The organism is Neobacillus bataviensis (assembly GCF_019969725.1).
The window spans coordinates 502,095-526,829 of sequence record NZ_JAHXYW010000002.1 but is presented as its reverse complement, the minus strand read 5'-3'; the positions used below and the strand labels follow the sequence as shown (position 1 = coordinate 526,829).

At 39.7% G+C, this 24,735-nt stretch carries 24 protein-coding genes and 2 pseudogenes; 7 read left to right on the top strand and 19 right to left on the bottom strand.

The features are described 5' to 3' along the window. Positions 1-10 precede the first annotated feature (10 nt). Together LC455_RS07355 and LC455_RS07350 are read right to left on the bottom strand one after the other, a co-directional pair. A complete protein-coding gene (locus LC455_RS07355; protein ID WP_223589461.1) occupies positions 11-1,369 on the bottom strand; it encodes a glycosyltransferase family 4 protein in 1,359 nt (452 codons plus the stop codon). 6 nt (positions 1,370-1,375) lie between these two features. Then, positions 1,376-2,461, bottom strand: coding sequence for a CotS family spore coat protein (locus tag LC455_RS07350; protein ID WP_223589459.1), 1,086 nt, complete (start codon positions 2,459-2,461; stop codon positions 1,376-1,378). A gap of 262 nt (positions 2,462-2,723) precedes the next feature. On the opposite strand from LC455_RS07350, the gene LC455_RS07345 reads away from it, so the two are divergent. From LC455_RS07345 to LC455_RS07335, 3 genes are all read left to right on the top strand, one after another. After that, positions 2,724-4,031 carry a UDP-glucose dehydrogenase family protein gene (locus LC455_RS07345; protein WP_223589457.1) on the top strand — a complete coding sequence of 436 codons (1,308 nt, stop codon included), beginning with the start codon at positions 2,724-2,726 and terminating at the stop codon, positions 4,029-4,031. Between the two features lie 19 nt (positions 4,032-4,050). Next, a complete protein-coding gene (locus LC455_RS07340) occupies positions 4,051-5,091 on the top strand; it encodes a sugar phosphate nucleotidyltransferase (RefSeq protein WP_223589455.1) in 1,041 nt (346 codons plus the stop codon). Positions 5,092-5,161: 70 nt separating this feature from the next. Beyond that, positions 5,162-6,151, top strand: a complete 990-nt coding sequence (locus LC455_RS07335) for an NAD-dependent epimerase (RefSeq protein WP_223589453.1) — start codon at positions 5,162-5,164, stop codon at positions 6,149-6,151. 101 nt (positions 6,152-6,252) lie between these two features. Here the strand turns inward: LC455_RS07335 and LC455_RS07330 are convergent, their stop codons facing one another. The 13 genes from LC455_RS07330 to LC455_RS07270 form a co-directional block, all read right to left on the bottom strand. Beyond that, a complete protein-coding gene (locus LC455_RS07330) occupies positions 6,253-6,936 on the bottom strand; it encodes a diphthine--ammonia ligase (RefSeq protein WP_317851414.1) in 684 nt (227 codons plus the stop codon). Then, positions 6,926-7,312, bottom strand: coding sequence for a DUF488 domain-containing protein (locus LC455_RS07325; protein ID WP_223589451.1), 387 nt, complete (start codon positions 7,310-7,312; stop codon positions 6,926-6,928). Before LC455_RS07325 ends, LC455_RS07330 begins: the two co-directional genes overlap by 11 nt. Next, complete coding sequence (locus LC455_RS07320) at positions 7,312-7,542, bottom strand: excisionase family DNA-binding protein (RefSeq protein ID WP_223589450.1); 231 nt, start codon at positions 7,540-7,542, stop codon at positions 7,312-7,314. Before LC455_RS07320 ends, LC455_RS07325 begins: the two co-directional genes overlap by 1 nt. A 5-nt stretch (positions 7,543-7,547) precedes the next feature. Next, a complete protein-coding gene (locus LC455_RS07315; RefSeq protein WP_223589448.1) occupies positions 7,548-8,576 on the bottom strand; it encodes a DmpA family aminopeptidase in 1,029 nt (342 codons plus the stop codon). Then, entirely contained in the window at positions 8,573-9,508 is a 936-nt protein-coding gene (locus LC455_RS07310; RefSeq protein WP_223589446.1) for a dipeptidase, read from the bottom strand. Before LC455_RS07310 ends, LC455_RS07315 begins: the two co-directional genes overlap by 4 nt. A 118-nt stretch (positions 9,509-9,626) precedes the next feature. Then, complete coding sequence (locus tag LC455_RS07305; RefSeq protein WP_223589444.1) at positions 9,627-10,883, bottom strand: ArgE/DapE family deacylase; 1,257 nt, start codon at positions 10,881-10,883, stop codon at positions 9,627-9,629. Positions 10,884-10,899: 16 nt separating this feature from the next. Next, complete coding sequence (gene allC / locus LC455_RS07300; RefSeq protein WP_223589442.1) at positions 10,900-12,129, bottom strand: allantoate deiminase; 1,230 nt, start codon at positions 12,127-12,129, stop codon at positions 10,900-10,902. A gap of 16 nt (positions 12,130-12,145) precedes the next feature. Continuing rightward, positions 12,146-13,489, bottom strand: coding sequence for an allantoinase AllB (gene allB / locus LC455_RS07295; RefSeq protein WP_223589440.1), 1,344 nt, complete (start codon positions 13,487-13,489; stop codon positions 12,146-12,148). Between the two features lie 10 nt (positions 13,490-13,499). Beyond that, entirely contained in the window at positions 13,500-13,859 is a 360-nt protein-coding gene (gene uraH / locus LC455_RS07290; protein WP_223589438.1) for a hydroxyisourate hydrolase, read from the bottom strand. Further along, the gene (pucL, locus tag LC455_RS07285) at positions 13,856-14,809 is read right to left on the bottom strand and encodes a factor-independent urate hydroxylase (RefSeq protein ID WP_223589436.1); all 954 of its coding nucleotides are present in this window, start codon (positions 14,807-14,809) and stop codon (positions 13,856-13,858) included. The genes uraH and pucL overlap by 4 nt, the downstream gene beginning before the upstream one ends. A gap of 13 nt (positions 14,810-14,822) precedes the next feature. Next, positions 14,823-15,362, bottom strand: a complete 540-nt coding sequence (gene uraD / locus LC455_RS07280; protein ID WP_223589434.1) for a 2-oxo-4-hydroxy-4-carboxy-5-ureidoimidazoline decarboxylase — start codon at positions 15,360-15,362, stop codon at positions 14,823-14,825. A 378-nt stretch (positions 15,363-15,740) separates the two neighbouring features. After that, positions 15,741-16,709 (bottom strand): bile acid:sodium symporter family protein, encoded by a 969-nt coding sequence (locus tag LC455_RS07275; RefSeq protein WP_223589432.1) that lies wholly within the window; start codon positions 16,707-16,709, stop codon positions 15,741-15,743. A 16-nt stretch (positions 16,710-16,725) separates the two neighbouring features. After that, a complete protein-coding gene (locus tag LC455_RS07270; protein ID WP_223589847.1) occupies positions 16,726-17,082 on the bottom strand; it encodes a rhodanese-like domain-containing protein in 357 nt (118 codons plus the stop codon). A gap of 185 nt (positions 17,083-17,267) precedes the next feature. Between LC455_RS07270 and liaG the strand changes: the two genes are divergently transcribed. From liaG to ade, 3 genes are all read left to right on the top strand, one after another. Continuing rightward, positions 17,268-18,134 (top strand): LiaG family protein, encoded by an 867-nt coding sequence (gene liaG / locus LC455_RS07265; RefSeq protein WP_223589430.1) that lies wholly within the window; start codon positions 17,268-17,270, stop codon positions 18,132-18,134. Between the two features lie 133 nt (positions 18,135-18,267). Next, the gene (locus tag LC455_RS07260) at positions 18,268-18,657 is read left to right on the top strand and encodes a hypothetical protein (protein WP_223589428.1); all 390 of its coding nucleotides are present in this window, start codon (positions 18,268-18,270) and stop codon (positions 18,655-18,657) included. Between the two features lie 153 nt (positions 18,658-18,810). Beyond that, entirely contained in the window at positions 18,811-20,559 is a 1,749-nt protein-coding gene (ade, locus tag LC455_RS07255) for an adenine deaminase (protein WP_223589427.1), read from the top strand. Between the two features lie 87 nt (positions 20,560-20,646). On the opposite strand, the pseudogene LC455_RS31875 reads toward ade, so the two are convergent. The 3 genes and pseudogenes from LC455_RS31875 to LC455_RS07240 form a co-directional block, all read right to left on the bottom strand. Further along, positions 20,647-22,014 (bottom strand): annotated as a pseudogene (locus LC455_RS31875) (diguanylate cyclase domain-containing protein); the annotation flags it as partial. Next, a pseudogene (locus LC455_RS31870) lies at positions 22,010-22,570 on the bottom strand (PAS domain-containing protein); the annotation flags it as partial. The pseudogenes LC455_RS31870 and LC455_RS31875, both read right to left, overlap by 5 nt. Positions 22,571-22,590: 20 nt before the next feature. Next, positions 22,591-22,881: a hypothetical protein gene (locus LC455_RS07240; protein WP_223589426.1), complete on the bottom strand. Its 291-nt coding sequence runs from the start codon at positions 22,879-22,881 to the stop codon at positions 22,591-22,593. A gap of 296 nt (positions 22,882-23,177) precedes the next feature. Here LC455_RS07240 and LC455_RS07235 point away from each other — a divergent pair, with 296 nt between their 5' ends. Then, the gene (locus tag LC455_RS07235; protein ID WP_223589424.1) at positions 23,178-23,696 is read left to right on the top strand and encodes a DoxX family protein; all 519 of its coding nucleotides are present in this window, start codon (positions 23,178-23,180) and stop codon (positions 23,694-23,696) included. Positions 23,697-23,737: 41 nt separating this feature from the next. On the opposite strand, the gene LC455_RS07230 is transcribed toward LC455_RS07235, so the two are convergent. After that, the gene (locus LC455_RS07230; RefSeq protein ID WP_223589423.1) at positions 23,738-24,715 is read right to left on the bottom strand and encodes a carbohydrate kinase family protein; all 978 of its coding nucleotides are present in this window, start codon (positions 24,713-24,715) and stop codon (positions 23,738-23,740) included. Between the last annotated feature and the right edge of the window lie 20 nt (positions 24,716-24,735).

Below are 24,735 nucleotides of genomic sequence, written 5' to 3'. Positions count from 1 at the left end.
CTACTCCGTTTTATCGATGTGATCGATGTGATCGATGTGATCGATGTGATCGATGTGATCGATTTTTCCTATTATGTTTTTTGTGATCTTTACTGTTTTTGTCTTTATCTTTTTTAGAATCTTTACTGTCTGTGGCATTATCTATTTTGGATTCGACTTCTATTCCGGCATTCTCGACTCCATCTTCTGTTATCATGCTTTCCTTTTCTGAAATTTGAATTTCGGCATTTTCAGATTGCTTCCATACTTCAAGTACCTCGTCTGCTACTCTCGTCCATTGGTATTTGGATTCAGCAAGTTCTCTTCCTTTTTCCCCCATTTTTTTCATCATATATTTGTCAGATAATATTTCGGTTATTTTTTTGTAAAAATTCTCTGGATCCTCCGGATTTTCCACTATTAATCCATTTTCCTTTGGAAGAATAACTTCAGGATTTCCTCCCCTTGCCGTTGTAACGATTGGGAGACCTGCTGCCATTGCTTCATAATGAACTCTTGCCAGAGGTTCCTGCCAAATTGAGGTACAGACAAATAAATCAGCCGCTGCAAACCAGTTTTGGATATCATATGGACTAACAAAGCCTGTTGTCATAACAGGTACTGACTGTGTTGCCGCTAATGCTCTAACATAGGCTACATAATCGGTTATCTCATTTTGGCTAAACCAATTACTTCCGACGATGACTAAAGCCAAATCTTTATATTTTTTAGAAAGCAATGGTAAGGCTCTGACTAATCTGTCGACTCCTTTGTTGGCTGAAAGTCTTCCCGCAAATAAAATGACCGTCTTGTTCTCTAATCCATGTTCTTTTCGAATCGAATTCCTAGTTTTATACATTTTGGAATGTCTGCCAGGTAGAAATCGTTCCGTATCCACTCCGGAATAGATGGTTTGGAGTTTTGTCGATGCTTGTGGATAAAGGTTGCGGATGACATTTCCGACATAATTACTCACAGTTACAATTTTTGATACTTCTTGTACAACGGCATTTGCTTCTGACGGATCAATTTTTTCCAAATTGAACATATCATTATGCATGCTTAAGGTAATTCTGGACTGAGGAGCAACTTGCCGGACGGGCAGAACAAGTCGTGGGCGATTAAATATGTGGATCAGATCGAAGTGATTGTTTTGAATATAGCGAACAACCCCTTCACGATAGATTTCAAAAATTTTCCCTGGTACACGAACATAATGGATTCCATTTTTCGTTTCAGTTTCCGGCAAAGCTGCATCATTGATCCCCAATACAGTAATATCATGGAGCTTACTTAAATATGGCAATATCCCTGAAATATATGTTTGGATTGCTCCTCCTAATACTGGGGGAACAGGAAGTTTTTCTGTACAAACCATTAATATTTTCATATTTTCCTATTTCCTCCAATCATTTTGAATCGCTTTTAAGACAGGCCATTTGGATTGTTCCGTCTCGATAAGAGCTGTAATTACTTCTGCTGTTACTGGATTTAGGAATAATTCCGGTTCCTTCACAATGTCTTTCATAAATCTGTAAAATTCATTGGGCAAAGATAAATCAATCATTAATACTTCATATAGTTCAGGGGATATTGGATTTGCTTTGTGATAAGCCAAAATCATTTCACGAACCCATGTTACATCCCATTTATATAATTCTGCCATTTTACCAGTAATCAACTTTCTCAAATCCCGAATGGGAAGGTCATAGGCGACACCATCCAGGTCGATAATCCACATTCCATTACGTCCCATTTGTGAATTGGACCATCCATAATCTTGATGAGCAAGGCCCCATTCTTTATTTCCTTTTTTTATTAAGTCTAAATATTTAGATTGATTCAGTCTATTTAGACTTGTTTTGGCTTGATCTTGAAATTTATCGATTACATTCAATATAGTTGAACTTGCTGGCATGTGATTATAGGCTTGGGATAAATTTTTGAACCAATCCATTTTGGTAATCATTTTTTCATACTTCCTTGGCCATTTATACAATCTTGAAGCAATTTCAGCCCCATCTGGTGGGACATAGCCCCTAGTTTGAGCATGAAATTGACCAAGAGTGTAACAAAGCTGCTTTGTTCCTTCCAAATCCTTTGATATCGGGGTCAGTGGTTCAATCCATTCAGCAACAAACCATACTTTTCCGCCAGCTTCAATAAAATCTTGTCCATGTTTTGTTTTGACGATTGCTGGCACTCTTGCACCTTTAACATCAACCAAGTATCTTTGTGCCCCAAGGCTGAATAAACTTCTGGTCGGCCTTCGGTGTAACAGTTTTAAACTTTTGGGCCCCTTACTGGTGGAAATTTTCCAAATAGCTCCGCCTTGTTCAGCCTTAGTTGCTATAACCTCCATGCTATTAACCTGAAAACTATAATTTTTAATAACCTCTTTTGCTAATGCATTAACATAATCGGGTACAAAGACTTTAATATCTTCCCTTTCTTCCCATGGAAGAATTACTATCTCCTTCAAAATAACCCTCCTTTGAAGTCCGCTAAAGCGAGACCATTTTTTTAGTTTGATTGTTACAGATTCCTCAAATAGACTTATTTTATGATATGAAATCGTACAAGTAATGAAAGGGCCATATGCGGAAGTAATAAAAAAACTCACCCACTTTAAAGTAAAACTTTCAGTAGATTAGGTTTTTAACTGTTTCAAATCCTTGATTCATCTCATAAACTACATTAATCATAAGGATTTATTTGAAAAATATGGTAAGGAGGTCAAACGAATGAACATAGCAGTAATCGGGACGGGCTATGTGGGAACTACAACAAGCGTCGCTTTAGCATTGAGTGGACATACTGTTTTTGCCATTGACCATGATGAGGAAAAAATAGAACAACTTAAAACTGCAAGCCTTCCCTTCTATGAAGAAGATATAGAAGAGTTGTTAAAAAAACTCACAGTAACTGGAAAACTTTCTTTCACAACCCGATTGGATGAATGTATTGATCAATGTTCCATCCTTTTCATTACAGTAGGTACTCCATCATTATTGGGCGGACAAGCTGATTTGTCCTATGTAGAAGAAGTGGCAAGGGCAATTGGAAATTTAATGAACGAATACAAAGTAATTGTTATGAAGAGTACCGTCCCTGTAGGAACTAGTGCAAAAATAAAAAATATAATCATAAATGAACTAACAAAACGAAATTTGAAGATACCTTTCGACCTGATTTCGAATCCCGAATTTCTAAGAGAGGGAAAGGCATTATACGATGCCTTGCATCCTGAACGAATTGTGATTGGCTGTGAAACAAGGAAAGCACAAAAAATGATGAAGCAATTGTATAACAATGTCAGCTCCGAAATACTTTTTACAACCCCAATAAATGCAGAAATGATTAAATACGCTTCAAACGCATTTTTAGCTACAAAAATTTCCTTTATAAATGAACTGGCAAGATTTTGTGAAAGAATTGGAGCAAATGTAGGCGAAGTAGCAAAAGGTATGGGGATGGATAGCAGGATTGGTACTCAGTTTCTCCAGGCGGGAATAGGCTATGGAGGGTCATGTTTTCCGAAGGATATCAGCGCATTAATGGCATTGGCATCCGAAAATAATATCACCTTGAATATACTTCAAGCTGTCACACATGTAAACCAAACACAAACAGATTGGTTTTTGGAAAAAATAAAGAAGGCATTAGGTACACTCTCAGGAAAACGTATTGCTATATTAGGCTTAACATTCAAACCTAACACAGACGATATTAGAGAAGCTCCCTCCCTAAAAATGATCGATTATCTCCTGCAAAATAATGCCTTTATTACTGCATACGATCCTCAAGGTACAGAACATGTCAAAAAAATTTATCCTTCTATTATTTATACATCCAATCCTATGGAAGCATTAAATGAGGCTGATGCTGTCCTTATACTAACGGAATGGAAAGAAATTATTGAGATTGATTGGAAAACCGCTATTAGTATTATTTCTTCCCCATTTGTATTCGATGGCAGAAATGTCCTTAATGCATCTGACATGAAGAAGTTGGGCTACCATTATGCAGGAGTTGGTATGCCAGATTTTTAACCCAGAAAGGAGAAATATTATGAAGGGAGTCATACTTTGTGCAGGTAAAGGGACACGCATGCAGCCTTTTTCTTCTAGTGTACCAAAAACTCTTTTACCTGTTGCAAATCAGCCAATACTTAATGATTGCATCATAAAGATGAAAAAAGCTGGAATAACTGAAATTGGTATTGTAATGAATCCCGGACAAAAGGAAATTATTAACTATATTTCCTTTTTCCATAAAGAATTAAAGATTCAATATATTTATCAAACAGAGCAATTGGGACTCGCACATGCACTTAGCCAGGCGGAATCATTTATTAGCAATGATTCTTTTATATTAATGCTCGGAGATAATATCATTCTCGAGCCCCTTGAAACTCTTATTCAAGCATTTAAAGGTAATAACGGAGCAATCCTTCTAACAGAAGTAAAAAATGGAAGTGATTTTGGGATTGCTGAAATCAAAAATCACCAAGTTATTAGTTTGGAAGAAAAACCAAAGCATCCTAAAAGTAATCTTGCTGTAATCGGGATGTATATATTCGATGGATCTATTTTTGATGCTATCCGCAATATATCCCTTTCCAAAAGAGGAGAATATGAAATTACTGATGCCATTCAGTGGATGATCAATCATGATTATTCCATTTCATATTCTATTACAAAAGAACCTTTTTCAGATGTAGGAACAATTGGAAGATGGCTGGCCGCCAACGAATGGGTGCTTTCGAAAATGCTGGGAGATAAAGTGCAAGTTGGATCAAACACCATACTTGAAAATTGCACAATAGAAGGCCCTGTTTTGATTGGAAATAACTGCATTTTAAAAAACGCAAAAATAGGTCCTTATATTTCAATTCAAGATGATTCATCACTCATTAATTGTATGGTTGAACATAGTATTCTTCTTAAAAACACCAAAATAATGAATGTAAGTCCGCTACTTTCAAACTCCATTTTTGGAATTAACACTAAACTAATAGGAATAAATGAAGAGATCAGAAACTTACAATTTATCTTAGGAAGCTTTTCGCAGATTAAAAATTCTTCAGACTTTAACGAGGAAGGAAAATAACCTAGTTTTCTGCTGTGTCGAACTGTTTATCCCCAGCAGCATTTGGTTAAATAGAATTGGAGGAATAAACGTGCAAAGATTAACTGGAGGCGTATTTGTCACTGGTTGTGCAGGCTTCATAGGTTTCCATCTTTCTAAGCGCTTGTTAGATGAAGGTTTCCATGTGCTTGGTATTGATAATATAAATAATTATTATGACACAACTTTAAAATATGATAGATTAAGCATTCTAGCAAACTATCCAAATTTTTCATTCATTAAAGGTTCCATCGAAAACCTCGAGTTATTGGAAAGTATCTTTGACCAATATAACATTGACATTGTTGTTAATCTGGCAGCTCAAGCAGGAGTAAGATACAGTCTGCAAAATCCCCACGTGTATATCCAATCAAACCTTGTTGGATTTGCAAATATACTTGACTGCTGTAAAAAATATCAAATCAAACATCTAATTTATGCATCATCAAGTTCTGTCTACGGGAACAATAAAAAAATACCGTTTTCTGTAAATGATCGTGTTGATAATCCGGTTAGCTTATATGGTGCTACAAAAAAAGCTAATGAGCTATTGGCTTATTCATACAGCCAATTATATCAACTCCCTACAACCGGGCTTCGCTTTTTTACAGTTTACGGACCTTGGGGCAGACCGGATATGGCATACTTTACATTTTCGAATGCCATCATGAATCAAGAACCTATCGAGGTTTATAACTATGGAAATATGAAAAGAGACTTTACCTATATTGATGATGTAATAGAATCCATATATCGACTTATAAAAAAAGGACCGCCTGACAAATCTAATTCTTATTATAAAATCTATAACATTGGTAACAATCATCCAGTAAACCTTAATGACTTTATCCAAGTGCTCGAAGAACACCTCGGAAGGAATGCTGTTATGAAATTATTACCATTTCAGCCAGGCGATGTCCTCGAAACATATGCTGATATTGACGACTTAGTAAATGATATTAACTATAAACCTATAACTTCTGTTAAAGAGGGAATCAAAAAGTTTGTCGAGTGGTATAAAGAATACAATAATATTTCTTAGTTTTTGGTTCTGTTAAATTTGTCTGTTGATTTCCGCTCCAATCAACAGAGTATAAAAAACAACAATATCGTTTAACACAGCCTAGTTTTTAATAATATTTATCAGTCATGGTCCGTTAGACAAAAATACTCAAATTCTAATTTCTTTGTAGTTTCAAGGGTAATAATTTTTCCTTTTTCAAGCTGAATTCTTTTTGAAAATAATGGACCATCATAAACAAAGGTGTGGTATTCACCAGCTTCGCCCATCGGACAACTTTCAGTAACCAGAATATCCTTAACAAATGAAGAATCTATTTTTCTGCCAAGCCACAACTCATCTAAAATATCTTCTCTTACTCGAATAACCACAGCTTTATAGCCGCTTCGAACAAAATCTTCAAGTGCCTGCGAGGCCTCTTCCTGCTTCATCCATAAGGGATAGATAGCATTAACATCGGCGGCCTCCGCAACTTTTTCTCCCCACTCACGGTGAGGATCAAAATATAAATCTCCAAATGCAATACCGCTTAGATCATAATGATCTCTTAGTTGTTTAAGAGTTTTAATAAAGTCTTCAGTATAATGATCAAAGGAACATGCGATAAAATGTACGGGTATATTTAACGAGTTTCCTTGAAGCTTGATCATTTCGGTTTTTTCTCCATGACCAAAGGTTCTCCCGATTTCGACTGGAACGGTCGTAAGTAAGCATGCAACCTCATAACCCTGCTCCACTAAGTGGTGCAATGCCATGCATCCATCCTTCCCGCCGCTCCAGGATAATGCAATCTTTTTATTCAACATAACCATTTCCTATCTGTCTTTTTCTATTAAGCTCTTCCTGCAAAACGCGAGCATGATTGTACACTGGATCTTTTGCACCATAAAGTAAAGTTACTTTATTATTTGCGGAGGCATCCATAATTTGCTCGATCAGCTGAAGCTTCTTTTCGTCAGTCCGGAGTTCATCAATATATTTACTGCGGAATTCATCAAATAGCTCAGGTTTATGACAAAACCATTTCCGAAGCTCAGGGCTTGGGGAAATATCCTTAAACCAATGGGTTAACTTCGCTGCTTCCTTCGACATCCCCCGCGGCCACACCCGGTCAATCAAAATGCGGCTGCCATCCATCTCATCAAAAGGTTCATAAATTCTTTTTAAAAAAATTTCCCTCACTAGTCCTCATCCTTTACATCTAAATCTTCTGGAATGGGTTCGCTTAATATTTCTTCTACGAGTTGTTTGTATTTTTCCATTTGTTTTAAATGAGTGTTGAATTGTTCTTTATAAATTAAATATTCGCTGCCGTTAAAGAGGGCGCGGATTTTCTTTTGCTGGATTAGACTTTTGACAGTCTGCTCCGGTATCGATAAATATTCTGCTGTTTCTTTTATGGTAAGGTACACGTTATTTACTCCTCTTTTAGTAAGTCGATATGGTGGACGATTCGTCCGGCTCTGCCTTTAGTCGTATTTGCCTGCGATAGAGAATTGAAGATTGCCTCTTCCGCCGCTTCAGCAGCAGCTGCAAATAGCTGGTTTATGATTGGATGGTCTTCACGAAGCTGTTTACGGATTTCCGTCACCTCATCCGAAAAATGCGCTATTTTATGAGCCGTTGAAAAAGCAATGACGATATCCCCGCTTCCGTGGCTAAAATGACTGCCCGTTCGACCTAGGCCAATTCCGCATCTTTTTGCAATACGCTGTAATTGCCGGTCACTTAATGGTGCGTCTGTTGCCAGCACGATGATGATCGAACCATCGGAGGTCTCTGACAATGCAGACCTTTCAGAATTTCGAAACCTCAAAAGTTCTTCCTTTTTCCCAAAATTAGTAAGGACAAGGCAGCCAATTGTATACTCCTCAACCATTCTAGAAGAAGAGCCAATCCCGCCTTTGTAGCCAAAGCAAATCATTCCTTTGCCGGCACCAACCGCGCCTTCCTCAGCTCGGTGTTCAGATGCGTTCTGGATGGCATCGATGGCATGTTCAGGTTTTACAGGAAACAAGCGAATCGAATTTAAATAGCTGTCATTACATTCTCCCACTACAATATTGATCGTCCCAGTGGTGTCGCCGATTTCCGGATTCCCAGCAAGCATATACTCGAGTGTTCCTTGAGTCACGGCAGGAACTGCAAAGGTATTCGTCAACATGATCGGCGATTCAAGGACGCCCAATTCATTTACCTGCACAAGGCCTGTTGTTTTTCCGAATCCGTTAATGACATAGCTCGCAGCTGTCACTTTTTCTTTAAACAGATTGCCTTTGTGAGGCAGTATGGCTGTTACTCCAGTACATGCATATTCGTCACCAGCCGAATCCAAAGGGAAGTCCATTGTTACATGGCCAACCATTACACCCTCTACATCCGTGATACAGTTTTTTACCCCTGAGGGCAACTTACCAATGGTGATTCCCTTTTCCCTTACCTTCATTTTGAGAACCCCGGTCTATGGTCAAGAAAGTTTTGAAAAGCAAATCCCCTTACTTCTTCCTCTTTGTAATGCTTTAACAATTCATTTATGAGATTTTGAGTTTTAGAGGCATCCTCTAAATTAGTGATAAAGGTCGTGATCCCGTCAAAGTCCGAACCTAACCCAATTTGCTTTACTCCGCCCAATGAACAGAAATAATCGATATGGTTAATCAGATCCGCGATGGTTGCTTCACCACTTTCTTTTATAAATGGTGGATTGTAAACGACGTGAATCAAACCGCCTTTATGGAACATTGCCTCAGCCTGTTCGTCTGTAAGATTACGGAGATGATTGCAAAGCGTCCTCGAATTGGAATGGCTCGCAATCGGGTATTGGGCGATTTCCATCACATCCCAAAAAGCTCTATCACTTAAATGGGATACATCTGTGAGTACCTGATGCTCATTATTTAAATCAACAATATCTTTTCCTAACAATGTCAATCCGCCGCCGCGCGGTTCACCAGCACCATCTGCAGCAAGATTGGCATTATTCCAAGTCAAACCCACCGAACGAACACCAAGCTGATAAAGAATACGGAGCTTCATTAAATCATTGCCAATCGCATCGACGCCCTCAAGTGTTAGCATCGCCCCAATCTGGCCAATTTTTAAACTATCAAAATCAGACCAATCTTTAATATGTATCATATCAGGGTTTTTCCCCAGAACTTCCTGATAAAAATAATCGATTTGTTCCAGTGCTACTTGGAATTTCTGATCAGATGGGATATCAGGGTCGATAAAGATTGCAAAGCATTGAACCTTTATTTTTCCTTTTTGTAACCGGGTTTTGTTTGTTTCTAATTCAGGTGCATCCTCAAAACGAAATGTACCTTGGCCCTCTTGGAGTTTCAATAAGGCATCGCAATGCAGGTCAATTATGTTCATATTTGGAAAGCTCCTTTTTATTAAGAATTTTACCACATTGAAAAAAGAAAAATAATAAGCCAGCATCCTTAAAAATAGGCACTGGCTTACATGAACTACTATTTTTGTTTAATTCCCGTTAAGAAGATACCGACATTAAATCATATAGCGTACAAGCAATAATTTTAGTGGCATCAAGCAAATCTTCTAAACGAATATTTTCGTCTGCGCGGTGTCCATTGGCTTCTTCTAACAATTTTGGGCCGACACCAAACATAATGGTAGGGATGCCCTTCGTATAAAAATGGCGGGCGTCAGCATAAATCGGAACCCCGTTGATAGATAATTGCCCTTTTCCCTTCATCAGCAAATTCCAATTCGCATTCAAGGCTTCGATTAATGGAGAATCTTCCGAAACCGGCCCGAAGCTTTCAGCATGAAGGATTTTCCGTATTTCTACTTTTAAACCTTCGATATGCGCAACTGCTTGATTCACAATTTCACAAAGCTCACCTTCTGCCTGTACTGCGTCCTCTCCCGGTATCAGCCTTCGGTCAATCCTAATCTTGCACTCATCAGGCACCACATTGGTGTTAATCCCCCCTGTTATGAGTCCCACAACCAATGTTGGATGATCAATACCCGGTACAGAGGATTTTTTCACTGTGAGTGTCTTACGATATTCGTATAAAGCGTTCAAGATTTGTGAGGTTGCTTCGATGGCATCAATACCTGTATGAGGAAGGGCAGCATGGGCGGATTTTCCTGTTGTCTTGATTTCAAAATGTAAGCAGCCATTGTGGGCATTTACAGCAGAATAGGTAAACCCAGCGGCAATCGCTAAATCAGGCTTGATAACCGCTCGTTCCAACAGCCATTTAGGCCCTATTTCTCCACCTGTTTCTTCATCAAATGTAAACGCCAAGTCGACTTGCCCGGTTAATGGTTGATGGACTCCAGCCTGTTTTAAGGCTTGGACTGCGAACGTATAAGCAGCAATATCAGATTTAGAAACAGCCACTCCCCGACCATACATTTTCCCCTCAATAATCTCTGCTCCATACGGATCAACACTCCAGCCTAATCCTGGCGGCACCACATCACCATGTGCATTTAATACAATATTAGTACCATTCCCAATGCCAAATCCGGATTTGGCAACGACATTGGCCAAACTAATCATCCCGTTCGCCTTTACCTCATCATCGTCTACCTTTAACAAAGAGACATCGTCAAATCCAAGTTCGTATAACTGCTGATGGAGGAGAGAAGCAATTGGATAACAGTCTCCAATAGGATTATCCGAAGGAGTCTGCACTAATTTTTCTAAAAAATGAACCAGTTCATCTTCTTGCTCTTCAACCCACTTTACAATTCTTTCTTTGTCTTTATTCATAATAGCACTCTCCTTACTACTTATAAGCTAACTGATGTAATAATTCGATTAATACATCAAGACCTGTTTCTAGTTCATTGTTCGAGGTATATTCTAGCGGGGAATGACTAATTCCCCCCTTACTTGGGACGAACAGTATGGTAGTTGGGCAAATTCTCGCAAATAGTTGAGCATCGTGCCCTGCTCCACTATGCATCACATGATAGCCAATATTACGATTCGTGCATATGTCCTGAATCATTTCATTTAACTTAACATCCATTTGCACTGGCTGAACCTCATGCCATCTATCTATCTCTATATGCAGTCCCTTCTGCTTCGCAATTTCCATAAAACGGCTTGAAAATCGCTCGCAAAAGGAGTTCAAAACCTCTTCCGTTGGATGTCTGGCATCCACTGTAAAAACCACCTGATTCGGTATCACATTTGATACATTCGGTTCCACCAAAAGCTGCCCCACTGTTGTGACCAGATTCTCATCGAATCCTTCAGCCAAGTTATATAGGTCATCAATCATGGCTGCCGCACCGCGCAGCGGATCTTTCCGCCATTTCATTAATGTCGTACCGGCATGGTTGGATTCCCCGTTTACCGTAATCATAAACCGCTTTTGCCCGACAATGGTTTGAACGATACCGATAGATTTTTGAAGCTTTTCTAGAGTTGGTCCTTGTTCAATATGTAATTCAACAAATCTATCGATATCATTTCGTCTCAGATAATCTGAATTGGCAAACCCAAAGCCCGCTTCCTTCATTGCTGACTCAAAGCTTGTGCCCTCAGAATCTTTTAAACCTTCAATATCTTGAAAGGTATAGACCCCCGTCATCATGCCGGAGCCAAAGCAGGCTATCGGGAAGCGGCTCCCTTCCTCTTCACATAATGAGACGATTTCAAGATTCACCTTTGGCTCTCCAAATTGCTGTTTAAGATAGCTTAATGCAAGGATTCCCGCCAGGATTCCATAAGCTCCGTCATATTTACCTCCTAATGTAACCGAATCAACATGGGAACCAACGAGTATGGTCGGGCTCATTGAATTTCCACATGACAATCTTCCAAACAAGTTTCCAATCGAATCATAATACGTTTGAAATCCGAGCTCATCCATCCATTCTTTTAGCGTCTGTTGAGCCTCTTTCCAAGCCTTGGAGTAAAGGAGACGGGTAACCCCGCCTTCCGAAACTGCTCCAAATGAACTTAGCCATTCGATTGCATCTGCTAGATTTGCGGGAACATGACTCATGACAACTCTCCCTTAGTTAGAGGCATAGTCCAAATTTTTCTTTTGTGACTCCTTTTTGATCATCATAAATTACCTTGCCGCGTAAAATCGTTTTCTTAATTTTGAGGGGAAATTCCCTGTTTTCGTAAGGAGAAAAAGGATTCCGAAACCCAAAGGATTTTTTATCCGCAATCGTGGTTTCATCCAGACGAATCAACACTAAATCTGCATCCAATCCCGGATGAATTCTCCCTTTTCTAGCTGCGATTCCAAACCTTTCGGCGACATTAGAGGTACCTAAGGGCAAAATATGTTTCAGGTCAATCTTTCGTTTCAGAGCCTCATCCATTAAAGCAAGCCAAGTAAATTGAACCCCTTGGATTCCGCCCCACGCCTCCCAGATGGAAGAGGCTGATTTCATGGAAGCTAGACAAGGCGAATGATCGGAACCAATCGTATCGATTATGCCATTCTTAATACAGTCCCATAAACCCTCCACCTCTTCCCGAGGCCTTAAAGGCGGTGCACATTTAAGGATTGCACCTCTTTCTATGAAATCTTCTTCATTAAAAATAAGGTAGTGCGGACATGTTTCAACCGTTACGTTCACACCACTCTTCTTCGCTTGCTCAATCAGAAATGCTACTTTGGCTGAACTGATGTGAACAATGTGAATAGCTGTTCCGTATTTTGCTGCCAGTTCTAAACAAAAGCTAACAGCCTTTTCTTCTGCAGCTATTGGCCTGCTTGCGAGAAAGGCTCTCCTTTCATCCATCCCGGCACGATATTGATAAAACGCAGTAAGTCTAGTAATCTCCTCATCCCATTCGGCATGGAGGGCGAGAACTTTACTTTGCTCCTTTGCCGCCTGCATGGCTTTTGTTAATCCATTCGGTGATACGAACTGAAAATCGTCAATCCCGCTCTCACTCATAAACGCCTTCCAAGCGATAATTCCCTTGCTCATTTGCGCTAGTTCTGACCGTTTATCGAGGTTAGTCTCGGTCATTCCCCCCCAAAGAGCATAGTCAACATGTGAAAGTTCCCTTAAGTACTCTTTCTTTTCGTGCAAATTCTGCAAGCTTGTGATTGACGGTGAACAATTAAGCGGCATATCAAAAATGGTGGTCGTTCCGCCCATAGCAGCAGCTCGGCTGCCCGTTTCTATTCCTTCCCAATCGGTCCTTCCTGGATCATTAAAGTGGACATGTGCATCAATAAAACCAGGAACAACCAGACACCCGCCCGCATCAATACAATCTCCAATTGGTTCAGCTTTTTCTAGGGAGTCAATTTTTCCATCCATGATTTTGATATTTACCTCACGGAAGCCTTCCTCAGTAAAAACAAGGCCATTTTTCACCCATAGCTCTTTCGTCATATAAACCTCCCTAACTCCCTCTATAGGTGCTGTAACCACCTGGTGATATCAACAATGGCACATGATAGTGGGATGCAGGATCAGAAATACCAAAGCGAATAGGAACACAATCCAAAAACGAAGGATCACCAATTGAAGCACCGCGATTTCGAAAATAATCTCCTACATGGAACCGAATTTCATAGATTCCTTTTTTCATAGACCCACCCTCTAGGAGCGGCTGTTTTAACCTGCCATCCTCGTTCGTGCTGCTGATTTTTAAGCATTCAAATGAGCTATCCGAACCAGCTGCCCATAATTCCACCTGGACACCATAAGCAGGCTTTCCAATGCTTATATCAAGTACATGGGTTGTCAGCTTACCGGTCATTCCTCTTGCCCCTCAGCATTTACCAAATCAGCTCTTGTCATCGAAAAGCGTTGAAAGCCAAACGGCGGGCGGGGCTCCGTAAATACTTTTCCTTCTTCCGATGCTGGAATTTCGTCTAAGATCGTTTCCCATGTCCGATTATTGGATTCAAAACGGACTTCCACTAATTGTGGGAAACGCTGCAGTATTCTCTTGCCAATACGATAGATAAGATTTTGGATAGAAGGTGAATTTTCCTCGTGAAATATCGTATGGGCAATATCTCTTATTTGCTCAGCCGCAACATATCCTTCTGGAGTAAGTCCCCGGGCAGCATTCATATCGTTGTAACGCCAGTCGATATTCAAAAAGATAAAGAGCGGACGGTCAAAGGATTCTGGCAGTGTCGTATATTCATCCTTCACATAGCCAAAAAAGGAGCTGCCTCTCACCTTAATCAGCTTCAGACCCTTCAAACTGCTCCAATGATCTGTTGTGGTGATTCCGTTTTCGCAGCGTTCCACTTCAACTCGCGCACAGGCCTGTTCATTCAAGGAATAGCGAAATACTAAAGGACTAGGCTTAAATCCACCCTTTGTTGGGACAGGAAGTTCATCAAAAGAAATTTGCTCACCCGAAATCTTGATACCTGTCATTTGCGGATATTTTTCAAGAAAACGATGGGCGACAAATTCCAAGAAACCCTCCTGCGTTGCTCCGTCATAATCCCCTGCATGCTTGAGAATAAAATTCTTCATGGAATCTGTTGCGACAACTAATGTGTTATCGCCATCTTTAAAAGAAGAAAGAAAAGCATCCCCTTCTACTGCAACTTTCACATTCATGCCAAAAAGAATATTCTCTCGTCCTGTAAAGGATGATTCTGGAATCGACCGAATCTCAGTAAGCGGTTTAGCGTATGTCCGATAAACCCAAACAGCTTCTTTTCCATAACACATCGTTCTCTGCATCTATCTCATCCCCTTATTCAATCAAATCGTTCAAGCGGAACCCTGCGATTTTATACACCTCATTCAATGCAGTAACACATTCTGCCTCAAAGCTATAATCCACCCGTTCTTTCATGGCAGAAAGAATGGTATCTTTGTTTTGCCCCTTCACTGCCATGATAAAAGGAAAACCAAATTTCGTTACATATCTCTGGTTAAGTGCAGCAAACTCTTCATATTCATCCTTTGATAGTTTATCTAATCCAACTCGCGTCTGCTCTTTTTGGGATACATCCGACATTTTTAACTTTGTTCCCAAATCAGGATGGGCACGGAGAAGAGTCAATTGCAAGGATTTCTCGGCATTTTGCACAATCGTCAGCATCGTTTGGAAGAGATGATTACGTGATTGAAACGGCTGCCTCTCCCAGGCTCCCTGCGCCACCCAGGGTGAATGCTCAAATATCCAGCCTAAAGTTTCCACGAAAACATCCTTGTTCATTTGATTTATCTTTTCAATCGTTAGATTTCCGATAGCGGTAACCTCCTTTTCTGTTAAACTTGCAATCGTCATTCTACGACCCGAAAGATGGTTTAATTAATATATAGTAGAAAGATGGGTTGGTTATGTTTGATTTTCCTCAAGATAAAAATAGAGAAATCCCCTCACAAAATTTGTAAGGGGATTTCTCTATTTTTTTATAAGGCTGTTTTAAACTTTTCTGTTGATTTCCGTTCCAGGCGCGAGCGGTTCGCGGGCGTGCCGGAGAGCCTCCTCGGCGCTTTTGCGCCTGTGGGGTCTCCCCAGACCTGTACTCCCGCAGGACATTGAATTGCCTCCTCGAATCCGCCCACGCACGAAGGAAATGCGATAGCATTTTCGAGGAGTCTTCGCGCCTTCCACTCCAATCAACAGAGTGTCAAAATCAACAATAACCTTTAACACAGCCTTTTATAAAGCAACTGATTCCTGCTTTTCCGCTTTTTCTTGATAAAAGTGGTCAAGAAAATGTCCATTTAGGGAAGCCAGTATTTGTTGAAAAAGCATGCCAACGACAACAGGCACCGCAACTGCGGCCGGAAAAAAGGAGACAGCGATCACAGCCCCGGCGCTGATGTTTCTCATCCCTCCTGTGAAGGTCAATGCAATAACCGTATCGCGGTCCTGCTTCAGCAAGCGCCCAATCAAAAAGGATAACAGATATCCAGATAGGGCGATAAAAAAGACGACCAAAATAATACTGATAAGTTTTAAATTAATATGTTTCAAATACGGCGCAACAACAGCCCCATTTAGCATCACGACAATTCCAATCGCGAGTTTCGAAAAAGGAGCGAGTTTGGAGCCCAATTGATCCTGTATTTTCCCTTTTGTCATCTGGTTTAAAAACATTCCAATTAAGGAGGGAAGAACGATCATTCCGAATAGCCCCTTCATGATACTAATGAAATCCATATCAATTTTCTGACTTACAAATAGGGACAAGGAGTACGGAACTAAAATCGGCGATAACAATGTATCTATTAATATAATCGATAAAACGAGCGGAATGTTTCCTTTGTATATTGAAACCCAGATGAAGCTTGTTACACCTGTTGGGATTACCATTCCTAGAATAAGGCCGGTAATTGTGTAAACATCACCCCGGAAGGCGATATGACCGACTCCCCATGCCCATATTGGCATCAATACATGAAGAGCAAGCATGGCTATAAAAATCGGAAATGGATGGGTGATAACATCTTTTAGCGATTTAAAGTTGGAGCTTAAACTACCGGCAAACGTCATAAAAGCAAAAATCCAAGGAATCAAGAAGGAAAAATCCTTCAAATAAGTACTAAGCAATACTCCAGTCACAACGCCCGTCGGAGTAATGAATGGCATTATCTTTTCTAGTTGTTTATTTAATTTCTGCAGCATTTAAAAACTCTCCATATCAGTCGTTTAGAGATTTCTTATATTCCTTCCATGCCGTTAACCCGCCCTCTAAAACAATTACCCTGTGATCGCGGCCGTCTAAAATATTCGCACATTTTGCGGCTGAGTTACCGGTTGTACAAGTGACAACAATCTCCTGGTCTTTTGGTAAGGATAAATGAGAATTCTCTGGTGTTTCTTCTAGAGCAAAAATACTCGTTTTAGGAATATTAACACTTTGAATTTGTGGATCCTCTATATGAAATTCGTTATATTTCTCTTCCGCCCGTACATCCAGCAAAAGGACCTTTTCATTATCCTTTAATCTTTCATGCAGCTCTTTGGGCGATATTTTTTTTATCGTCAACAAAAACACCTCCACTAAAAGGATACCATAATTTTAAAAAATTGGATGCAGGTCTTTCGTGAATCGAAAAAAATCAAGCCACCCCCTTTTCCGTCTCAGGTCTTAGAAGAAAATAATTCTCCGGTACATTGGGAGAAAACAAAGGATTTCTTATCATAGGTATAGAAGATGTAAAAAAAAGGGGATGGAAAAAAATGAAAAGAATTTTGTTTCTATTAGTCGTCATTACCGGTTTATATATTATCTTTAATCATTCTTGGCAATTCAACGCTTTAAGTGCGAGTAAACAAGATGGTAATGCGGCTGTTTCAGCAGATACCAAGGTGATTAAGGTAGATGTGTCGAGCGTAAGTACGATCATTATTCCAGAGGACCGGGATGATTTAAAAGCTGTGTATACTGGAAAACAAAAGTTAAATATTCGTGAGAATGGAGACGATGTAGAAGTTTCGCTTAAAAGCAAGTGGTTTGATTGGTTCAACTGGGGGCCATTTTCAGAAAAAAAGAAGCTGAAAATCTACATTCCTGAAGACTATAACCAAAACATGCAAATTGATTTAGGCTCCGGCAATGTAAATTTTTCCGGATCCGCAAAAAGCAAACCAATGAAATTGAATGAGTTAACCGTTGATATTGGTTCCGGGAACATGAATCTCAAGAATCTGAGTGTGAACAAATTTAAGCAAGATGTTTCATCCGGAAATGTGGATATCGATTATCTTAAAACGAAAACAGGCTCCTTTAATATATCCTCTGGTAATCTCGACATTACCCATTATACAGGTGCGGTCGAGGCGGATGTAGCCTCTGGGGAGCTGAATATTCAAATCGATAAATTAGTCGATTCGATTAAACTCGACCTTAGCTCAGGGGAAGTGGGCCTCGATTTACCAAATAACGCTGATTTCACACTTAACGGGGATGTAAGCAGCGGAAATATCTCCTGTGACCTTCCATTAACTTCGAAGGATCTCAACAATAAAAGTATCAAAGGAACACATGGGTCTGGGAAATATAAAATCGACCTTGATGTCTCAAGCGGCAGTATTCATATTCGTTGATGTAAAAAATAAACGATTGAGATCAAAGAATCCCAATCGTTTTTTCATTCATTTTAATTCATCAGGAACCAATGTCACCTAAAATACATACCGTATATTGCCTTTTGTTTTTATCAAGGGAAGGAGAGTTACGATGTACCATAACCCTTTTCACTTCCAGATTTATCCGCCAATGCCTGTTTACCCGGTATATGCCATGTACCCTCAATTACCTCGAAGCTATCCTCCAGTGGATATAAAAATATTTTCACAATCTGTTCATTCGTTTCGTCTATTAATGGAACAAGGAAGTATTTTATTAGATCGTTTAGGCGACGCGGGTTTTGCCCAAAAAATGATGAGTGCTGCGCAGCAAGGAAAAAAAGTTGAGGTCGATCGTTTAATAAAATCAATTGGACTGAAGGTCCCGGTAGCTGCCAATTATACGCCATCTGGAATAAACTTTATTCTAACTACCCGAACCAGCCAAAACCAGCCTGCTAGCTGCTGCACCTTAACCGTGGCGATGAAATGGGGACAATGATTAAATACATTCTTATAAAAAACCTGCAAGCAATAATAATTTCATCAGGCTGGCAGGTTTTTTTGAAGTCTTTCACTTGTATTACCCACGTATGATAAACTAAGATCAATAATTACTCATTGTTATCCATTTTATAAAAAAGGATGTTGCCCTATGGATAAAAATCAGTTAACCAAAAGAATTGCAGTCGCATCAGGAAGAAAGCCTGCAGATATGGTCATAAAAAATGGAAAAATCGTCGATGTTTTTAACGGGGAAATCATGTATGGGGACATTGCCATCGTGGACGGTTATTTTGCTGGAATCGGTGATTATACAGGAATTACGACTATCGATGCAAATGGCAGTTATGTCTGCCCCTCGTTTATTGATGGGCATGTTCATATCGAGTCCTCTATGTTAACTCCAAAGGAATTTGCCAAAGTACTTCTCCTTCATGGCGTAACGACTGTAATTGCAGACCCGCATGAAATCGCCAATGTCTCGGGAGTGGACGGTATTCAATACATACTAGACTCTACAGAAGCGCTCCCGTTTGATTTTTTCATAATGCTGCCATCCTGCGTTCCGGCAACGAATTTTGAACATGCCGGTGCGATGCTTCTAATGGAAGACCTCAAACCATTTTATCAGCATCCTAGAGTCCTAGGCTTGGCAGAGGTAATGAATTACCCCGCTGTCCTTAACGCAGAAATTTCCATGATGGATAAATTAATAGAAACGAAAAATAATGGAAAAAAAATTGATGGCCATGCTGCAGGACTAACCCCAAAGGACTTGAATGTCTATATGGCATCAGGCATCCGCACTGACCATGAATGCACCACGCTAGAAGAAGCGAAAGAACGGTTAAGAAAAGGAATGTATTTGATGATTCGGGAAGGGACGGTTGCCAAGGATCTCAGGCAGCTGATTGGCGCCGTAAACAGCCATAACTCCCGCCGCTGCTTATTTGTCACCGATGATAAGCATTTAGACGATCTATTGAATGAAGGAAGTATTGATCATAACGTCAAGCTTGCAATTTCATCAGGAATCGGCCCCATTACAGCTATCCAAATGGCAACTATCAATGCAGCAGAATGCTTTCATCTTGAAGAAAGAGGCGCCATCGCCCCCGGGTATAAAGCAGATTTTTTAATCATGGACGACCTCGATAGCGTCAAAATCACTCAGGTTTTTAAAAGTGGTATAGGTGTTGTTAGAGATGGTAAGCTGATTAATTTTCCAGAAACAAAAAATCATATTGCCCCAGAATTACTTAAGTGCACCGTCAACTTTCAGGAATTAACAGAAGATCATTTCCAAATACCCTTAAAAACGAGAAAGGCAAATATTATTGAAATTATCCCAAATAGCTTGATTACTAAGCATCAAATTGAGGAAGTCCATCTAGACGATGAAGGCCATTTTCAATCATCGAAAAAGAATGACCACTTAAAGCTCGCTGTGATTGAAAGGCACCATATGACCAAGAACATTGGGCTTGGAATTGTGAAGGGCTTGGGGTTAAAAACAGGAGCGATAGCCACGACCATTGCCCATGATTCCCACAATCTTATCATTGCTGGAACTAACGATCAGGATATGCTCCTAGCCGCTCAAGTAATTAAGGAAATGCAGGGTGGACTTGTCGTCATTAAAGAGGGTCAGGTACTATCCAAGCTAAAGCTGCCAATTGCCGGCTTGATGTCGGAAAGTTCCTACCAAGAAGTAAACTCAGGATTATTCAGCACCAATCAAGCCTTAAAAGAAATAGGAGCGCACCATCACTTTAATCCATTTCTAACCTTATCCTTCCTCGCTCTTCCAGTGATTCCAGAATTAAAGTTGACTGACGGGGGATTATTTCAAGTATCTAAATTTCAGCATATTAGCATAGAAGCATTTAAACGTTGTTGATTGGAGTGGAAGGCGCGAAGCGCCTGGAGCGGAAATCAACAGACAATTTTAATACAGCCTAATTAAAAAAAAGTGGTATCCCATTTAAATTGGGATGCCACTTTTTTCATCCTTTCGGAAAAGAAACTGCCCGAGTTGATCTGCAGGTAAAGGCTTACTGAACAGATATCCCTGGCCAATATCACAGGCATTATTCTTTAAAAAAGATACCTGCTCTTCTTTTTCTATTCCTTCGGCAATAACGGTAAAGTTCAAGTTTAAGCCCATATCAATAATCGTTTTAACCATCATACCTTGATTGGAATGATAAAGAATATCATCAACAAAGGATTTATCAATCTTGATTTTATCAATTGGAAGATGCTTTAAATAACTCAGCGAAGAATAACCTGTTCCAAAATCATCAATGGATAACAAAACTCCAAGTTCTTTCAACTGATTTAATATAATCGTTGAATTCTTCAGGTTTTGCATAATACTTTCTGTAATTTCAAGCTCCAGCTGGCTGGCTTTCAGCCCAATGTCATCTAATAAGGCTGAAATAAATTCAATGAGATGATCATCTTCAAACTGCCTTACGGAGACATTCACCGCAATTGGAAAATCGTGCAGCCCAGCCATCTCCCACATTTTCCTTTGGCTACACGCTTCTTTTAGCACCCATTTACCAATCGAGACAATTAATCCTGTTTCCTCTGCCAAAGGAATAAATTCAGCTGGCGAAATAAACCCATGTTCAGGATGGTGCCAGCGGAGCAATGCTTCGATTCCAACAATCTCTCCTGTCGTCAAGGACAGCTGAGGCTGATAAAAAAGCTGTAATTGATCTTGCTCCAGTGCTTTCCGCAATCCATTCTCAAGCTCCATTTTCCGAATTGAGATCCCGTTCAATTGAGAGGAATAAAATTGAAAGTTATTCTTTCCACGCTCTTTAGCTTTGTACATGGCGGTATCAGCATTTTTTATGAGTGTTTCCTCATCAGTTCCGTCATCAGGATAAATGCTGATGACGATACTAGGCGTAACAAAAAATTCTTGGTTATTTACCTCTAATGGATGGGAAAATTCATTCAGAATCCGCCCTGCTATCTCTGAGGCTTTCTCCCTGTCGATCCTCCAGCAAAATAATAAACTCATCGCCGCCCTGCCTTGAAACAAAACCTTCGCTTTCAACGGCCATCTCCAATTTGCCCGCGACCTTTTGAAGAATAATATCTCCAATCGTATGTCCTTTTGTATCATTTATGATTTTAAAGCGGTCTAAATCAAGGAACAATACCGCCAGCATTTTTTCCCCTTGCCGCTTCAAGACTTTATTCAACTGATGTCTAAACCGATTTCGATTCGGCAGTCCCGTAAGTGTATCAAAATAGGCCATCGTCTTAATGGTCTTTTCTGCTTTCTTTCGTTCGGTGATATCCCTGCCCACAACCTGTACCGCAAACCGGCCTTCATAGAGAATTGGAGTTGATGCCATTTCAACATCAATCGTCTCGCCATCGAGCCGTTTTACTTGAAATTCAAGTCTAACTCTCTCTTGTTCTCGATTATCAATGTTTCCTGACTTTTTGGAAAACCTTTCGATGATGTTTGGAGGGACAAACTTCAATGGCGATTTACCAATCAATTCACCAGGATTGCTGGCGCCAAATAGCTTCCATCCTGCTTCGTTAATGTATTCGATTTTAAATCGGCTGACTACTGCAATAATGTCAGGTGACATTTCTACTAAACTACGGTATCTGTCTTCACTTTCTTTTCGGTCTGTAATATCAAATAATACACTATTAAAATCGACAAATTTCCCTTTACTATCTAATGTTGGAAAACCCCTATCCTGGATCCAGCGTACTTCACCGTCAGGACGGATAATCCTATATTCACTAGTAACGGTCTCACCTGCCGCAACCTTTTTTTCTCTTTCTGATAAAACATGTAAATCATCTGGGTAGATTACTTTTTTCCAAAGGTTTAGATCTTTATAGAAATCGGTATAGGAATACCCGTACAATTTTTCAATACCCGGAGTAATTAAAAGTGTATCGATTTTAAATCATGTGACCAAATCGCTACATCTAGCGTATCAAAAATATTTCTCAACTTTTGTTTACTTTGCCTCAGTTCTTTTTCATTGTTCTTCATTGTTTTTAAAGAACCAATGACAAAAGGAAAAATTCCTAAAAGTAATATTATAGTTGCAAATTTTATCAGCATAAGGGACGGGAAAAGGAAGGTTGCAAACAAACCCAGTATTTCTGTAACAGTAACAGAGAAAAATATCAATATCCAATCAGGTTTATATTTCGTAATCTTCTCTCTCATGCTTACCTCCCTTAAATTATTAAATTACTATTATCATTAAAATATCAAAAATCTTTTGACATAACAATTGCTTATTCGACAAAAAATGAAAGCGATTACACTCTTTTTGCACCTTTTCAACATCAAACCAAGGACCATCTACTGGATACAAAATAATGTTTTTTCCAGTTGTTCAATCTTCTGTCAAATCATTTCAAACAAACTGTGAACTTATCCCCATTGTCATGTTTTTTATATTAAAAAGGAATATAGTGTAACTATAAAGAACAAACAAATATTGAAAGGCGGAATCATTTATGTTTAACAAATTTTTAAGAGAAAACAAGATTTCGGCGGTCATTATAACAGTCTTACGTTTATACCTTGGATACTCTTGGTTCACAGCAGGGTTTCATAAATTAACTGGCGGATTTGACGCTTCTGGATTTTTAAAAGGAGCAATCGCTAACCCGGTAAAAGGTCCGGAGGGAGCAGTTGTCTTTGGCTGGTATGTTGACTTTTTAAAACACATTGCACTTCCAAACGTTGATGTGTTTAACGTATTAGTGCCTTGGGGCGAAACATTAATCGGTTTAGGTTTAATCTTAGGATGCTTAACAACTGCTGCTATGTTCTTTGGCTTAGTAATGAACTTCTCTTTCTTCCTAGCAGGTACTGTATCTCATAACCCTAGAGATATTTTCCTTGGCTTTATTATCTTAACTGCGGGTTATAACGCAGGTAGAATCGGTTTAGACCGTTGGGTTGTTCCTTTCATCAGAAAAATGAGCAAAAAAGGCACTGGTATTGAAAATACTAAGGCAGTTAGTAAATAACATAAAGAAAGAGACGATTCGATTGAGTCGTCTCTTTCTTTTTAATGAACTCTTAAATCAATCAATTCCAATACTTTTTCTTTTGCTGGCAGGGATGAGATGGCTCCTTTGCCAGTTGTGGTTAATGCTCCGCTTCCATTAGAAAAGGAAAGAATTTCCTTGTTGTTTTTCTGTAATAGATCCTCCAAGCTGTCTAGTTCCGCCTTCATTTCCAAAAGCTTATAAAGAAATCCTCCAATAAAAGCATCTCCCGCCCCAGTTGTATCCTGAACTTCAACAGGGTAACCACTTGATTCATACTTATTGCCATTTACATAAAGATCAGCGCCTAAAGGTCCTTTAGTATAAACAACCGCCTTTACATTGCCAGTGAATAAGGATTGAACAGCCTCATCGATATCCGTTTTTCCCGTAATAAATTCAAGTTCCTCATCTGAAATTTTCACGATATGGGCAAGCGGCAGAAATTCACGGATCGCTTTTTGACATTCTTCCGGATTTTCCCATAGTGGCAGTCTTACATTAGGATCAAAGCTGACAATTCCATGATTGTCCACTACTGCCTGGATGGCCTTTTTATGCGCTAGTTTCATCGGACTTTCAACCAGGTCCACAGAACAAAAATGAAGGATGTCCCCCGCACTAAACCAGGAAGGATTAATTTCTTCTTCCTTTAATAATAGATCGGCTGATGGGTTCCGATAAAATGAAAAATCCCGTTCCCCATTATTCTTTAATGACACAAAGGCAAGACCTGTATTGGCTTCCTTCGTACGGAAAATTTTATCCGTTTCAACACCTTCCTCATGCAGCTGTTTAATCAGAAAATCACCGAATGCATCCATTCCCAGTTTTGTAATCATCGTTGACCGTTCTCCGTATTTTGCCACTGCTGCCGCCACATTTGCCGGTGCTCCTCCAGGGGCGCGTTCAAACGAAATGACATCCTTGAGATCGACCCCTTTTTGGAGCGGGACAAAATCGATTAATACCTCGCCAATTGCCAATAATTTCCCCAACCTATACACCTCTTTTTCAA